This window comes from Dyadobacter luteus (assembly GCF_003383615.1).
GTDB classification, from domain to species: Bacteria; Bacteroidota; Bacteroidia; order Cytophagales; family Spirosomataceae; genus Dyadobacter; species Dyadobacter luteus.
The window spans coordinates 34,312-48,411 of record NZ_QNUL01000038.1 but is presented as its reverse complement, the minus strand read 5'-3'; the positions used below and the strand labels follow the sequence as shown (position 1 = coordinate 48,411).

General features: G+C 41.7%; 11 protein-coding genes. 9 read left to right on the top strand and 2 right to left on the bottom strand.

Going from position 1 to position 14,100, the window contains the following annotated elements:
* Window positions 1-129: 129 nt before the first annotated feature.
* The 3 genes from DSL64_RS26795 (at window position 130) to DSL64_RS26785 (ending at window position 2,978) form a co-directional block, all read left to right on the top strand.
* Window positions 130-525, top strand: coding sequence for a hypothetical protein (locus DSL64_RS26795; RefSeq protein ID WP_115834039.1), 396 nt, complete (start codon window positions 130-132; stop codon window positions 523-525).
* Between the two features lie 492 nt (window positions 526-1,017).
* Entirely contained in the window at window positions 1,018-1,908 is an 891-nt protein-coding gene (locus DSL64_RS26790; protein WP_115834038.1) for an IS1595 family transposase, read from the top strand.
* A 518-nt stretch (window positions 1,909-2,426) separates the two neighbouring features.
* On the top strand, window positions 2,427-2,978 hold the full coding sequence (locus DSL64_RS26785; protein WP_115834037.1) for a hypothetical protein: 552 nt from the start codon (window positions 2,427-2,429) through the stop codon (window positions 2,976-2,978).
* A gap of 141 nt (window positions 2,979-3,119) precedes the next feature.
* Here DSL64_RS26785 and DSL64_RS26780 read toward each other — a convergent pair whose 3' ends face one another.
* A complete protein-coding gene (locus tag DSL64_RS26780) occupies window positions 3,120-6,326 on the bottom strand; it encodes a sensor histidine kinase (protein ID WP_115834036.1) in 3,207 nt (1,068 codons plus the stop codon).
* A gap of 613 nt (window positions 6,327-6,939) precedes the next feature.
* Window positions 6,940-7,605 carry a response regulator gene (locus tag DSL64_RS26775; RefSeq protein ID WP_115834035.1) on the bottom strand — a complete coding sequence of 222 codons (666 nt, stop codon included), beginning with the start codon at window positions 7,603-7,605 and terminating at the stop codon, window positions 6,940-6,942.
* A gap of 671 nt (window positions 7,606-8,276) precedes the next feature.
* Here DSL64_RS26775 and DSL64_RS26770 point away from each other — a divergent pair.
* The 6 genes from DSL64_RS26770 (at window position 8,277) to DSL64_RS26745 (ending at window position 13,791) form a co-directional block, all read left to right on the top strand.
* Window positions 8,277-9,581, top strand: a complete 1,305-nt coding sequence (locus DSL64_RS26770; RefSeq protein WP_115834034.1) for a phage tail-like protein — start codon at window positions 8,277-8,279, stop codon at window positions 9,579-9,581.
* A 24-nt stretch (window positions 9,582-9,605) separates the two neighbouring features.
* Window positions 9,606-9,839: a hypothetical protein gene (locus tag DSL64_RS28870; protein ID WP_147300426.1), complete on the top strand. Its 234-nt coding sequence runs from the start codon at window positions 9,606-9,608 to the stop codon at window positions 9,837-9,839.
* On the top strand, window positions 9,823-10,326 hold the full coding sequence (locus DSL64_RS26765; RefSeq protein WP_147300425.1) for a hypothetical protein: 504 nt from the start codon (window positions 9,823-9,825) through the stop codon (window positions 10,324-10,326). Before DSL64_RS28870 ends, DSL64_RS26765 begins: the two co-directional genes overlap by 17 nt.
* Before the next feature lie 360 nt (window positions 10,327-10,686).
* Window positions 10,687-11,940, top strand: coding sequence for a hypothetical protein (locus DSL64_RS29370; protein ID WP_229217242.1), 1,254 nt, complete (start codon window positions 10,687-10,689; stop codon window positions 11,938-11,940).
* A gap of 20 nt (window positions 11,941-11,960) precedes the next feature.
* Window positions 11,961-12,998 carry a T9SS type A sorting domain-containing protein gene (locus tag DSL64_RS26750; RefSeq protein ID WP_115834031.1) on the top strand — a complete coding sequence of 346 codons (1,038 nt, stop codon included), beginning with the start codon at window positions 11,961-11,963 and terminating at the stop codon, window positions 12,996-12,998.
* A 145-nt stretch (window positions 12,999-13,143) separates the two neighbouring features.
* The gene (locus tag DSL64_RS26745; RefSeq protein WP_115834030.1) at window positions 13,144-13,791 is read left to right on the top strand and encodes a helix-turn-helix transcriptional regulator; all 648 of its coding nucleotides are present in this window, start codon (window positions 13,144-13,146) and stop codon (window positions 13,789-13,791) included.
* Window positions 13,792-14,100: the final 309 nt, after the last annotated feature.

Here is a 14,100-nt window from a genome sequence, read left to right as displayed (position 1 = left end):
CATTGCATTCTTTTCTCGCTTTTCCAGTAGAACGAGATCAGCAATGCTTTCCTTAATAATGTCAGCATATTTCATACGTAAATATACGACTTTTTATTTTGAAATTAGTATAACTATCAAACGCTGGGAGTGGATATAAATGGGGATGTGGTTACCGTGCCTTCTACTGCCAGTACACTACTTACAGGAAGTTTTGTCGCTGGGGATATAAGTTCTGCGGCGTCAGGAGCAAGAGCTGTCAGCGGTTTTATTACAGGAGCTACTGTCACTGGCGGAATCGACGGTGTTGGTGGTAATATGTTTATTACAGTTGCGGTGACATTTCCAAGTATTGGAACTTCAAATTATACAGTTTCGTTAACACAAACAGGCGGTCCTAATTTAAATGGACTTTTAATTAACGGAAATGCTTTTATATCGTCGCCACTTGTACTTAATAAAACAGCAACCGGTTTTACAGTGTATTTGCTAGAATATAAAGGGATTGGTCAAAGTGCAGCTTATGACGTGATCTTGGTCAAATAATCAAGATGGGACTAAATCATTCAAAGGTACAATTTTTCCCTCAGATAGCTCAAATGGTTTTATTCATCCCTGAGTGTAGCTACAATCAATTCTAGGCGCTTACAACTTCTCTGTTTTGCTTTGATAAGTACTAATTGTAAGCCACGCCAGCGTAAATACTTATAAAGTGGCTTGCAATTACAAAAGGATGACATCTGGAAATTCCGAATTGATTACGCCGGAATTTCCAGTCGTCTGTCTACACTTTTACAAAACCTTCTTCGTAGGCATAAAAGGTATTGCCTGACTATAAGTCAGCGGCGGAGGCCGTTAATTTATCATACTGAGCGTTAACCAATGCTAAAAATTCTTCGCAGTCATGTCTGTAAAATTACTCGTTTTATCGAAAAGACCTCGATCTTATATTAATTACTTAAGATGTTTAAATTATTGAATTAGGCACTTGATAAAGAGTGCAAAAATACTTAACTTACTTGTAAACAAGTGAGTTATATGGAGAAAAGATTCAACAGCCTATCGTTATTTGAGTTTCAGACTCAGTTTCCTGATGAAGATAAATGTAGAGAATATCTAGCCAATTTGAAATGGCAAAATGAATTCAAATGCTCTAAATGCGGGCACGGAAGGTACTGCGGCGGTAATGGAACCTATGATCGACAGTGCACAAGTTGCCGTTATATAGAATCGCCAACTGCGGGTACTTTGTTTCATAAAAGTAAGGTGCCAATTTTGAAGGCATTCTATATTATTTACTATCTGTCGACAAGTAAGAATGGAATAAGTAGCACCGAACTGAGCAGGAAATTAGCATTAAGACAGAAAACGTGTTGGCTTTTTAAACAAAAAGTGATGAAAGCGATGGAAAGCAGCCAAAACTTTCCAATGGAAGGTAAAGTAGACGTGGACGAAACCTACGTCGGTGGTCAGGACGACCAGGCAATAGGTCGAAATGAGGGCAAGAAAAAGATCATGGTTGTAGCTATTGAAAGAAAGGGAAAGGGCGTTTCTCGGATGTATGGACGTGTTATTGAAACAGCAAGCAAGAAAAATCTGAAAAAATTCATGGGTGAGCATATTGGAAAGCAAGCTCAGGTTCGTACTGACGGCTGGACTGGATACAAAGGTTTGGAGTCAGAATTCCCTAAGCTAACCCGCGAGAAATCAGAGAAAAAGGGTAAAAATTTTCCGCAATTACATCGGAGTATTATGATGTTTAAAGCTTGGCTTAGAGGTGTTCACCATTCAGTGCATTACTTGCAAGCTTATGTTAACGAGTATACCTACAGGTTCAACCGTCACAAAATGAAGGAAGGAATATTTGAGAATTTAATGAAACGAATGGTATCAAAACCACCGTATCCTTACAAATTGATTATTTCGTAAGTGCCTAATTCAATTAAATTATTTAGCACTCATCAAAACTCAAAACGAAGTTTTGAAATACACCCTATCTGACTTTCATTTGAGACAATTATGTAGTTCGTTTTTAATGTATCTAACCCTGAGTGGTTGCTCTTGAAGTTTGTCCTATTTTGGCCGATGGTAATTTTCTGTATGCCCGGAGATTTTCACTCTCCGGGCATATAATGCAGAGACCTCTTTAAATATTTTAGAATTAGTGATCAGACACAGTAGATAATCATTTACCAGAATAATTAAACAATTTATTATATACACAACTATTTATCAATTAGTATTATGCAACTTAAACCAATCATTTTCGCACTATCAATCGCATTGAGCTCACAGGCATATGCTCAGGTAAAAATCGGTGATAACCCCACAGTTATCAACCCAGGATCCGTACTGGAGCTAGAAACAACAAATAAAGGATTACTGATGCCGCGCGTTTCCTTGGGCAATACACTACCTGGGGGCTTCAGGGAACTTCGGCCGCCGGTATGCATGTATACAATACGAATGTAAATATTACTTCCACTAAGGCAGGTTATCCCACTCTGCCTGCAAAAGTTGGAGAGTATTATTGGGACGGGACGGGATGGGTTGCTATCGGTCAATCCGGCTCTCAATTCTCACCCGTTCAAGTACAGATAACTTCTGCGGGCCAGCAGGAAATCTATGGCAACTCAGCACATAATACAATAGTCTATCCAACGACAGTTTTTGATGTAGGAGGAAACAAAGTAGGAAATACAGTAGTGATACCATCTGCGGGACTTTATGATCTGAATGTGATCACGAGCTGGGTGGCAACCCAAAGTAGTGCATTGCCACCCGGAGCTTGGACTATAAGGCTCTATGTAAATGGTGCGTTTACGGATCAGTTTGCAGCGGGGCGTAACGTGTTCGATACAAGTATGCTTCAATCTGGAAGGGTACTTAAAAGACTCACTGCCGGAGATGTCGTTAGTGTTGTAATGTTCACACAACAGACAAGTGGAAACTTCAGGACAGGTTTTAGTACCTTTACTGTAACCAAAATATCCAATTGAGGCTGTTTGTAAACGGTTTATTGTGAATTGATCAATTTTTGACATTACATTTGAGCTTAGTAATGTAAAGCAAAAGTGTCACTAACGTGGAAAGGCGTTGCATTTGATGGCAATGTTTTTCCACATTAGTATTGACTTATGTTAATTGCTTGTAAACAATAAATGAAAGCTGGTTTGCTCATTTGAATCTACACTTATAGTAATATTCAAAAGAGAAGCAATTTCCTTCACAATAAGCAGTCCCAGTCCTTTTGATGTACCAGGTTTAAAATAGTCTTCACCGGTTTGGCCGGTATATTCGGCATTAATGATGGCAGCAGTATGGGGAGGGATACCTTTGCCGGTATTGCTGATAATTAATTCAGTAGTATTCTCTGTTGTGCGTTGCGAAATGTTTATGACTCCTCCCACTGTATATTTTGAAGCATTATCCAGCAAATTGTGTACAATAATAGATAACAGCTGCAAGTCTGATTGGACAGTAAGGTATGTTGGTAGCTCACAAATGAATCTGCTGCCATTCATTTCAATTACACCCTTAAACAACTCATGTTTGTCGGCCACCAGTTTTTTAAGATTGATTTTTTCATAATTCGTATTTGGGTTATAGGCCTGCACTTTGATGAAATTCAACAATTGTTCCAGCATGGTACTCATTTGATCGGAGGTGCTGGCTATCATCGTTCCGACTCTGGCGATGTTTTGTAAATCCTTACTTTCCAGCAGATCCGGAACCGTTTTCGAGGCGAAGGAGATATATCTGAGGGGAGTCTGTACGTCATGGCTGATGGAGGCCACTATTCTCGACATCATAGCAAGTTGCAGTCCCATTTCTTTTCTTGACTTTTCTAATCCGTCCATGGTCACATGGAGGTCCTTTGTACGTGAAATTACGATCTTTTCAAGTTCCTGATTTTTACGAACGATGATTTTTAGTCTGCGCTTATTAATGAATGAGGTTATAAAAATGATACCGATCAGGAAGATGATGATAAAAACCAGGATAATCCATCCGTTTTCGTACCACGAGTTGGGAACAATGAGATAAATCGATTTAGTGGTGTAGCTGTTCAAACCAAAACCGGTTTGCTTACGTACAAGGAGGGTATAGCTGTCGGAAGACAGGCTGTTGTAGCGAAGCAGGATTCCGTTATCATCTTCTTCTACGGGCTGCCAGCTCACTGCTGATTCGTCTTGATCGGATCTGACCAATTTATAGGAGATGCTGAGGTTATTTGGATTACCATTGTAAGCGGAGGCAAAACGTAACTTAATGTTCTCGGGCCTCAATGGAAGCCGGATGGTATCACCGCTTTTCTGCACGTTTTTGTTTTCAACCTGCACCCAGTCCAGTACAATTTTATCGGAAGGCTGGTTAATATTGATGTGTTCAGGTTTAAACCAGACAAGCCCGTTGAGGGAAGGAAGAGAAACATAGCCGTTGGCCAATTTCACAGCACAAGGGCTGCAGCTGCCATTAAATTCGTTGGTTGCAAAACCGTCTTCCATGCTGTAATAACCATAGTAGGGTATTGGAGAGGAATACTCAGGGGTATCATGCCAACCCTGGTTTTTATGTTTGAAGGCATACCAGAGAAGATCCGAAATCTTCATCTGGAACAGTCCCCGGTTAGTCGTAATCCAAAGGTATCCCAGGCTGTCGTTGACGGTACAGTGGGCACTGGCCAGATAACCATTTTTGTCTAAGGGAAATGACACAAGTCTATTGTCTTTGTCAATCATCATAAGTCCCTTGTCATTGGCAGTAATCCAAAAAAGACTTTGCTGATAAGGCTCTATGCTCTTGATATAAAGACCAGCAGTCTCCTCCACTAAGGTCATTTTTTTACTGGAATAATTGAAAATGTAAAGCCCCGTTTCGGTTCCAACCCATGCCTGGGTAGCGTTGCGGGGGGAAAGCCATGTAACACTCTGAGAAAGCCGTCCTTCAACAAGTTGGGGCTCCGATAACGGAGCATTTGTGTTGAGCTTATACAATCCCTTGTTAATCACACCAATCAGGAATTCAGATTCATTAATTTGTCGAATAGCCTTCACTTCCGATCTGAATTTCCACTGATACGTAATCTGTTGCTGTTTATTGAATCTTGTGAGGGTGGGGCCATCTTTGATCCAGACAGTTTCCTGTTTATCTCTGAAAATGACGCGCTTGTCGGTGCCATTAAGGCGCTTTATTGCAGAAAGATGGCTATCAATAAGCTTGTCATTTTCAGGGATTTTTCCCACAATAGTGCCAGTTGGAGTCAAAATGGAATTGTGGTCATAAGCAAGTTGAGCATAGAATACGTTCGGTCTGCCACTACCACCAATACTTATGGTTTCAAACTGATGCATGGAGAGAACAAAAAGACCGTTTATACCACTTCCCAGAAAGAACTTTCGACTTACCGTGTCAAAATAGACCACATCTATACTCTGAGCGATAAAATCAAAATTGTCTAGTTCCAGCCTGGTTGTCAGTGTTCCGTCGGCGTGTTGTACAAATGAGAAAAGTTGTCCATCCAGATACAGGTAAGCCTGGTCGGAATTGTTGTTCCAATAGAGTTTGATCGTTTTTTGTGGATTTGGGTACGATTGGCTCTTAAGGATATCCCCGGCTAAGTCAAACGTAGTTCTTTTGCCTTCAAAGATTCGCACAAAGGATTTTTTTCCATCGAAATGATAGAGTTGATCCGCCAAAACAAAATAATTTAATCGTTGTGTGGTTGCATTTTTAACTTCATATCTTTTTTTCCACTTTTGATAATGCGATACAGTTGAACTGGTGCAGAGGTAGAAGTTTCCGCCCATGCTATTGTTGGTAATAAAAACCGGCATCTCCGGTGCCGGAGCCCTGTCCCATGGTAAGGGTAAACCGGTAATAATAAAAAGTTCTCCTTCTTCAGCCAGTATTTTGCTTATTTGACTACCTGTTTCACTTGGTAAATCCGTGACCGGAAATACAGCCCCGTTTTGTATCCTGCATATCTCGTTGTTAGCAAAATAAGCATACGCAATGTCGAGTCGACTACTGTTTGACAAGTTCTTACGTGCAGGGCGAATGTAAGTAGCTCTTTTACTCTTCACACCAGTACTTTGTTTGTCGAAAGTGTGAAACCTGCGACCATCGAATCGGACGAGTCCATCTTCTGTAGTGAGCCACAAAAATCCGTCTGAATCAGCTGCTATACTCTTGATGGTGTTTTGAGGCAATCCATTTTCTGCAGTATAGTGTTTGAGAGAATATTTTGGCAGCGTTTTTGCTATAGCTGTCTGACAAGACACGATGAAAATGGTAAGAAAGCTGCAAAGAGCATTCCGTAACTGGTGATTTGTGGCGATTGACATAGTTGAGGTAGATTTATGTGGAGTGGCAGATGTATGAGGTTTTAACTGGTACCTCGGGACCTTGTTAGTTGAGATCTTTCAGAAGCACCCTGTAAGAAGAGATGGACATAATCAAGATACAATTCGTTCAAATAAAACCTGTTCTATATGGCTACATAACTGGCATTACCCCAGGTATTGTAACTATACCCTGAGGTATTTCCCGATGTTGTGATTTCCGGTTCATTCATGGGGCCCGCATCTACATCAAATTTTGGGCCATAAATAATGAACCGAAGCGGTGCAATTAAAGAGATTATAGTTGATGAGCCACAGAATCAAGGGTATCTAATTTGTCAATGAAATATTTCCCGGATGTAAGAAGATTCCTAAGCCGCCCCTCCTAACAGGCAATTTGTTTATACGGCGTCAGTGACAAAACCAATCAGAGAAGACTTTTCGCGAATCAGGTAATGATGAGAGAAGGAGAAATGAAGTATCTTTTGGGGTAGGGGTGATACTTAATGTATAAATTAGCAAGGTAGATAAGTATTTCATTTGGAGAAATTATGGGAAACAGTATTGAGCTGGTTTATCAGCAAAGTTTCTCTGGATTACTGAGCGTAATGTATTTTTAGATTTTAGAAATGAGTTCAGGGCGTTCTTTTTCGATTTTCTTGTAAAGTTGTATGATGCTGGTTACGCCGAATTTTTCAAAAATGCTGAGTTTATGCGTGCTGACGGTACTCCATTTTATGTCCAGTTGGGCGGCGATTTCTTTAGTCCATTTTCCGGAAAGCAATAACGTAATGATTTGAGCCTCTCGGGGGGTGATTGCGGTACGAACCTTCTGCTTTTCAGGACTGGTAACCGTTTTAAGATAGTTGTTAGCAATAAGACTCTGCGTTTTTTCACTCATATAACGCTCTCCTTTTAATACCGTCCGAACTGCTTTTGCAATAACGGAGTTGGGCTCTGACTTTGAAAGAAATCCGTTAGCACCTGCACTCAAATATTGTATGGAATAATCTTCTTCATTCATAGCAGTATGTACAAGGATGCGTACTTGCGGAGATATATGACGCAGCTCGGTTATCATCTTTGTGTTGTTGCCACCGGGGATGTCTACATCCAGCACAATCAGGTCCATCGGGGATCTTTCCAGTAGTGCCAATGCCTTGTCGAAAGATCTTGCTTCGTAGAGTTCCACATCGGGAATTTCCTGCTTAATCATAGTACTTAGTGCCCATAGAATAAGTTCGTGATCGTCTATCAAAGCAATTCGTATTGGCTGATTCATAGGGGTAAAAGTGTTTTGTTTTGGAGAATAGATCACAATATTAAGGCTTAGATCTTAAACTCTGCGATAGCAATTGTTCTATTTTTTAATAGAAATCATTCCTTTTTGCGGCCGGCTACATTGCCGTATCAATCCGATTCCCCTCACGTTACCTTTGTTGAGAGCATAGTGGTCTACCTACCCTGTTTGTTAACAATGTATTACAAATGTGATGTCTCCTTTATGGTTTTTAAGCGACAAATTGATGAGTACAAGGATATTGTAGTTTACAGAAGTGGATACGGGTTCAGTATGGGAGCTTCTTGTTTAAAATTAGTGTAGAACTATATGTATGAAAGTGTTGAGTGTCTCAATAACAATCAGATAAGCGAGTAAGATGGATATGCTAAACAAATAGAATTTAACCTTAAAACAACACAACTAGATGGTAATAGACTTTTACTTCAAATGATTTCCGGGTGCCTGTGATGTTTTTGCCTTGTTGTGAGGTGTGAGAATTCATACGGTAGCAGTGCCCGCAGTTTTGCATGTTCCCCAATGTACTCCTCTCTTTGCTTCAATGCATCGGCTCCACAGTCGCTCATGCAGGGTGTTATGATCCACCTTCTGTCTGATCATATTTTTTTCAGGTATCAGTTTCGCATTTCATTTTTCAATTAAACCCATAACGAATGGCTAAGGAAAAACTACTCTTTAAGACCCGTCAGTTGACCAGGCTCGGAGCCTCTCTGTTAGGTGCGGTAGCACTTCTGAGCTCGTCGGTCGTATTCGCTCAGGTTAAAATAGGAAGCAATCCAACCACAGTCAATTCCAACGCTGTATTGGATATAGAAAGTGCCAATAAGGGGGTATTGTTTCCAAGAGTATCCCTGACAAGTACAGACAATGCATCACCACTTACAGGGCACATTGCAGGTATGCAGGTGTATAATACTGCCAGCGGCACAGATGTCGATCCGGGGATCTACTACAACGATGGCACTAAGTGGGTAAGGGCCGGGGCTGAAACAGAAAAAGTATTTGTGTTTGGATCAGGTGCGCCCACCGGAGGATGTACGACCGGGACGATGTACGTTGATACCCTGGAGGAAAGTGCTACCGAAGGCAATACATGGTCTTGTGTGGGTGGAAGCTGGGTAGATTACCAACCTAAACCATCGAATGCGGCAACAACTCCGTTCTACCTTAGAAATTCCAGAGTGGATGCGAAAGGTGATAAAGCCAGCCAGATTTACCGTACAGGTAATGTTGGTTTCGGATATGCAACTGTTCCCAGAGCTCCGGTTCATGCAGAAGGGAACATTTTGGCAAGCAGGAACAACAACACACATGCTGGGTTACACAACGGAACAAATCTTTATAATGGAGTTGTAAACTACTATAACCGGAATAGTCGCACTGCATACATAGCCGTGCAAAACTCTACCAATGCCCCTAATATCTACCTGTCTAAACGACTTGCATCTGCCGGGGATGTGTACATAAGATTTAATCTCACCTCTAATGGTAACACGGGTGAGGCAGGCTCAATTTCCCGTGGAGGAGGGTATACTGTAGCATACAATACTAGCTCGGACCAAAGGTTGAAAGAGAATATCAAATCCACACGCTACGGCATTGCTGACCTGATGAAGATTGAAGTTAGAGATTACAATTACATCGCAGATAAAAAAACGATCGTGACAGGTTTTCTTGCTCAGCAATTGTACACGGTATTCCCGAATGCAGTTACGGTCGGAGGGAAGGATGCCACAGAGAATCCATGGAGTGTGGACTACGGAAAGGTGACACCATTATTGGTGAAGGCGATTCAGGATCAGCAGGCTGAAATTGAAAAGTTAAAACAGCAGAATAAGGTACTGACAGAGCAGGTTGATAAAGTGGCTTCAATGAGCGCCAGAATTGAAGAAATGCAGACTCAAATGTCTCAGTTAATTACAACATCCAAGAGTTCAGAAGTGGTGGTCAGCAAATGATAAAACCAAATCAATTTATAACATATGAAAGTAACACACACAGAAATAGGCAGGCTATGCGCAAAGTTGTTACTCTTGTTGGGAGTGTCAGCCCTGGGCACAGCTAGTTTTGCTCAGGTAAAAATTGGGACTAATCCTACAACAATAGGGGCGAACTCCAACCTGGAAGTTGAGGCATTAAATAACAAAAAGGTTATTGTTCACAAGGACAATGGCACGATGGTTATTGAAAATACTCCACTTGGCAGTAGCCGATAGTGTTTTAACCGTAGACGAGAGTGGGAATGTCAGAGCTGTACCCAGAAGCTCTCTTACAGAAGCTGTTGCAAAACGCCCATATGTAAGGTTAAAAGGGAATGTTATAGCTGCAACTAATGGCGCGAATGTTACTGTGGCAAATCTTAGCCCTCAGTTGGTAAATGACATTGCCTATACAGGTAGTAATAGGCAAATCAGAATTATGGAAGAGGGAATTTATTTTTATGCAGTAACAGTGTTATGCCCGGGACAGCCGGGAGCTCCCGGGGGTGTCTTTGACTATTGTCATGCAATAACCGTAAACGCTACTGGTATAGATATTAATTGTGCGAGGACAAACCGGGGGGAAGGCACGGGAAGCACAAATACCGGGATTTGCAGGTTTGCGGTGAATGATATCGTTAGGGTTTCATTGTCAACTGCCTCTGGCTGGGCTGGTGCTGGTAATTACAGCTTTAGTATTGCATTATATAAGTTAAGTGACTAGCATCCTTGTTAAGCAAGAGCATTACCTGAATTCGATAAAATACGAAATTGGTAAAAAGTGGGATAGCTTATTTCGTACTGCAGAGCAGGTTGCCAAGGGTACTCTGATACCTTCACCCGACTATTGTAAATCCGGAGTTGCTGAATCGATTATTGAATTAACATTAACTGAAAAAATCGGTGAGGCATCTGTGGAAGCTTTAAGCGCATGAGGCTGTAGTATCACTTGAAGGTCTGGTCGAAAGATAATCGATTTAGAAGTAATACAATTCTTTGAAGGTCCATGGTGGCCGGAAAAATGGAGGGCGCAACGTTATGGAAAACAGAAAACCTATAAGTACACACAAACAACCAATGTAAAATGACCAATCAACTACTACACAGTAATAAGTTGTCTTCGGGGAGCGAAAGATGGACTAGCTTATTGATGCTGGCTGTGCTATTTTTATTAGTACACTCAGCAAAGGCGCAGGAAGGCAGCCAGGGTAACACAAGTATTTTCGGAGGAGCACAAATGACCTTTTTTGGGAATCACAATTTTGTGACGGGTGGCGGTGGTGCGCAACCGGGCGTTATTCTGACGGAGAGGGCCACAGACAATTTTGGAGTTCTTAATTTCGTAGGTGATAATTTGACTTCTACGGGTGCATCTGATGCAGGGTATGTAGATGGCTACGTACGCAAATATGGTGCAGGGCAATTCATCTTTCCTGTTGGGGACAATGGATTTCTAGGACAGTTTGCTGCATCTGCAGATGGAACGATGGGGGCATATTTCCGGGCAAATCCAGCTACCGCGGTAACAAGTAATCTATTTACGGGCACAAATTATCCTGCACTGCCTAACGGAGGGCCGTTTCCTACAGGCTTACTGAACAGAGGTGCTGGTGTCAAGTCTGTCAGTACTGTCGAATACTGGGATATTGATGGGACGGTAGCTACGCCTATCACCCTGACCTGGGATGCTTCAAGTAATGTCACTACTTTGACAGGTAGTGTTTTGGCTGCACTAACAATTGTCGGTTGGGATGGTTCTAAGTGGGTTAGGATACCTTCTACGGTTAATGCGACTTCTATACTAGGTGGCACGAGTACTGTGACAGAAGGTTCAATTACAACGGTTTTGCCTGTTGTTCCTAATACATATACAGCATACACCTTGGCGGGAGTTGGGCCGGATGTTACGCCCCGTATTTCGGTTGTTCCGGGTATTGTCAATGGTGTTCAAAGATTAGAAATAGTTCTTGCTGTTCTTGAGGTGGGTACTGTAGCGGCTACTACCGGGCAAATCACAGTAAGATTAGCGAAAAATGCTCTGCTCTCTAACTTTGAGTGGGATCCTGCACAGGCAATTGCACCGGCGAATGGTAATGTCACTGTTCAAAACTCTATCTGGACAGCGTCTGCCTCGGATCCTAACTACTATATTTTTACAACCACCACATCAATTCCAAGGAGCAGCCAGCGGAGACTTGCGTTCTATGTCACACTAAATCCTAATGGAACGGATGGAACGTTCGCTTTGCCTACCACAATTCCAGCTGGTCAAGGTGGAGGTGAGGTGAATGTCCTGAATAACCAAGACTCAGAAGTCATCCAATTTTTTGCAAACTAAAACCAGACATTACAAATATTATGAAAAAGATTTTAAACAACTTTCTGGCAATATTATTGATGGTTTCAGTCGCTTTTGCGGCTAAGGCTCAGTCGGTTGACATGGCTTTGATTAGCCCTACTGTTATTCCGTCTCCGGCATCTTACCCCGGAACAGCTACCATTGGTTTCAAAATAGTAGCTGAAATTCTGGATCAACCTTTGAGTAGCGATGATCTCGGTATAAGCCATGCACGAGTTACAATTACATTAAATAATTTACAAGGCAGTCCTTCTGTCATGCCGACTGGAGATGGAGCTGAATTTTTCAACTGGCAGTACATTGCGAGCCAGAACACCTATATTGGGACTTCTAAGGATCTTACAATGGCCGCTGACGTTATATATGAGATTAATTTAGTTAGTCTGCCAATCATGCAAGCAACGACAACTAATAATACAGGTTTTCTAGCAAACTTGACTCCTCCTGGAGATCTATATGCAAGTGAAACGAATGATGATGCTGTGGCGATATATACGAGCGCACCGCTTCCAGTTACCCTTGTTTCATTCAATGTTTCGAAAGAGGGGAAAATAGCACAGATGACTTGGGCTACAACTGCGGAGACAAACAGTGACTACTTTGAGGTCCAGCATAGTGCTAATGGTAAACAGTGGGCAGTAATCGATAAAGTAGTGTCTAAGGGAGAAAGTGACATTTTAGTCGACTACACATCTAAGCACACCCAGCCAATTAATGGCGAAAATTTGTACCGCCTAAGAATGGTTGATAAAGACCAGACTTTCGCCTACAGTTCTGTAAAATCCATACGGTTCGACGGAATCGAAAAGGATCTCTCCGTATATCCTAATCCGGTAGCTAGTAGGTTATACATTCGTGAAGTTTCAGAGGTTGCAAAAGTGCAAATTTTGAGCCTGGACGGAAAAGTGATCTATCAGGCCGGAGCGCAGGACGAATCGGGGATTGATGTAACCAAATTGCATTCCGGAATTTACATTGTAGATGTAACCCGTAAGAATGGCGTGAAGTCTTCGCAGAAGATTGTTGTCAATAAATAGAAAATGCGCATGTCGGTAATGCAGGCATCTTTCCGGAGATTCCGGAAAGATGCCCTTCACTGACAATGTTAATTGAATCCGAGTTCAAACTGGTAAAGCTATGTGTAGCCGCCCTCCATTTTTTTACCATTAAAATATTAAAGTTATGACAATTCTAGTCGTCGACAGAATCCCCTTTTACCGATATGGAACCATTGGCTTCCTGAAGGACACCTTTCCTGAATATACATTAGCCGAATCAGAGACGATCAGGTCCGAGAGTCAAGTAAATCCTGATGTGGTCGTGATCCGTGCAGATCAGGAAAATACAAATGATATTCCAGGAGCAAGGTTGAGATATCCGACAGCCAACCTCATTGTCATAGGAGTAATGGCAGAGCTTGATGTGGTTGCCGGTTATCTGAATGCGGGGGTAAGCGGATTTTTGTCCATTGACTCAGAATTGAAAGAATTTACCAAATGCTTCCATGATGTTTTAGAGGGGAGGAGATATGTGAGTCAGGATATATTCTGGTTATTATTGGATTTGCATGATACACAGAAGGTAGCGAAAATCAAGAAGCCAACCCCTCTTACGGTCAATGAATACAGAATTGCCAGATATATTCTGGAAGGTAAGAAGACGACCTGGATCGCAGCGGAGTTGTCCAGAAAAGCCTCAACAATCAGTACTATCAAATCTAATATCTTTCGCAAGCTCAGTGTTAGCAATGTATTTCAGTTGAAGAGTACTCTGGAGAGTCAGGATATCGATTTCGGGGTGTACGATCGCAGAGTTGCATTGCTAAAATAGTTGCAGGATGACATAGGCTATTACAGCTGAATATGAAACTTGTAAATCCTCCTTTTATAAAATGTTCAAGAACGAAAATACTATAACTAATGCCTCCATGATTTCTTCATGGATGCCATGCTGCGGATACAGGTTAAGCTTTACGTTTTCTGATTACGTGGTGACTGTTAATGACTCTGGTTCACACTACACACACTTATCAATCCAATAAGGCTTTTCCTGACTTCCGCGGCCACAAGTCTTCAATTCTATAAGTAACTAACAATCTGCAACTTAAGATCAGTTAGAAGTGTAGCGCTAAATTTAAAA

What these genes read in the sequence shown, in the direction of transcription:
- DSL64_RS26780 (WP_115834036.1), bottom strand. Translation starts at nt 6,326, where the DNA reads ATGTCAATCGCCACAAATCACCAGTTACGGAATGCTCTTTGCAGCTTT.
- DSL64_RS26745 (WP_115834030.1), top strand. Translation starts at nt 13,144, where the DNA reads ATGACAATTCTAGTCGTCGACAGAATCCCCTTTTACCGATATGGAACC.
- DSL64_RS28870 (WP_147300426.1), top strand. Translation starts at nt 9,606, where the DNA reads ATGAAAGTAACACACACAGAAATAGGCAGGCTATGCGCAAAGTTGTTA.
- DSL64_RS26775 (WP_115834035.1), bottom strand. Translation starts at nt 7,605, where the DNA reads ATGAATCAGCCAATACGAATTGCTTTGATAGACGATCACGAACTTATT.
- DSL64_RS29370 (WP_229217242.1), top strand. Translation starts at nt 10,687, where the DNA reads ATGACCAATCAACTACTACACAGTAATAAGTTGTCTTCGGGGAGCGAA.
- DSL64_RS26770 (WP_115834034.1), top strand. Translation starts at nt 8,277, where the DNA reads ATGGCTAAGGAAAAACTACTCTTTAAGACCCGTCAGTTGACCAGGCTC.
- DSL64_RS26785 (WP_115834037.1), top strand. Translation starts at nt 2,427, where the DNA reads ATGCATGTATACAATACGAATGTAAATATTACTTCCACTAAGGCAGGT.
- DSL64_RS26790 (WP_115834038.1), top strand. Translation starts at nt 1,018, where the DNA reads ATGGAGAAAAGATTCAACAGCCTATCGTTATTTGAGTTTCAGACTCAG.
- DSL64_RS26750 (WP_115834031.1), top strand. Translation starts at nt 11,961, where the DNA reads ATGAAAAAGATTTTAAACAACTTTCTGGCAATATTATTGATGGTTTCA.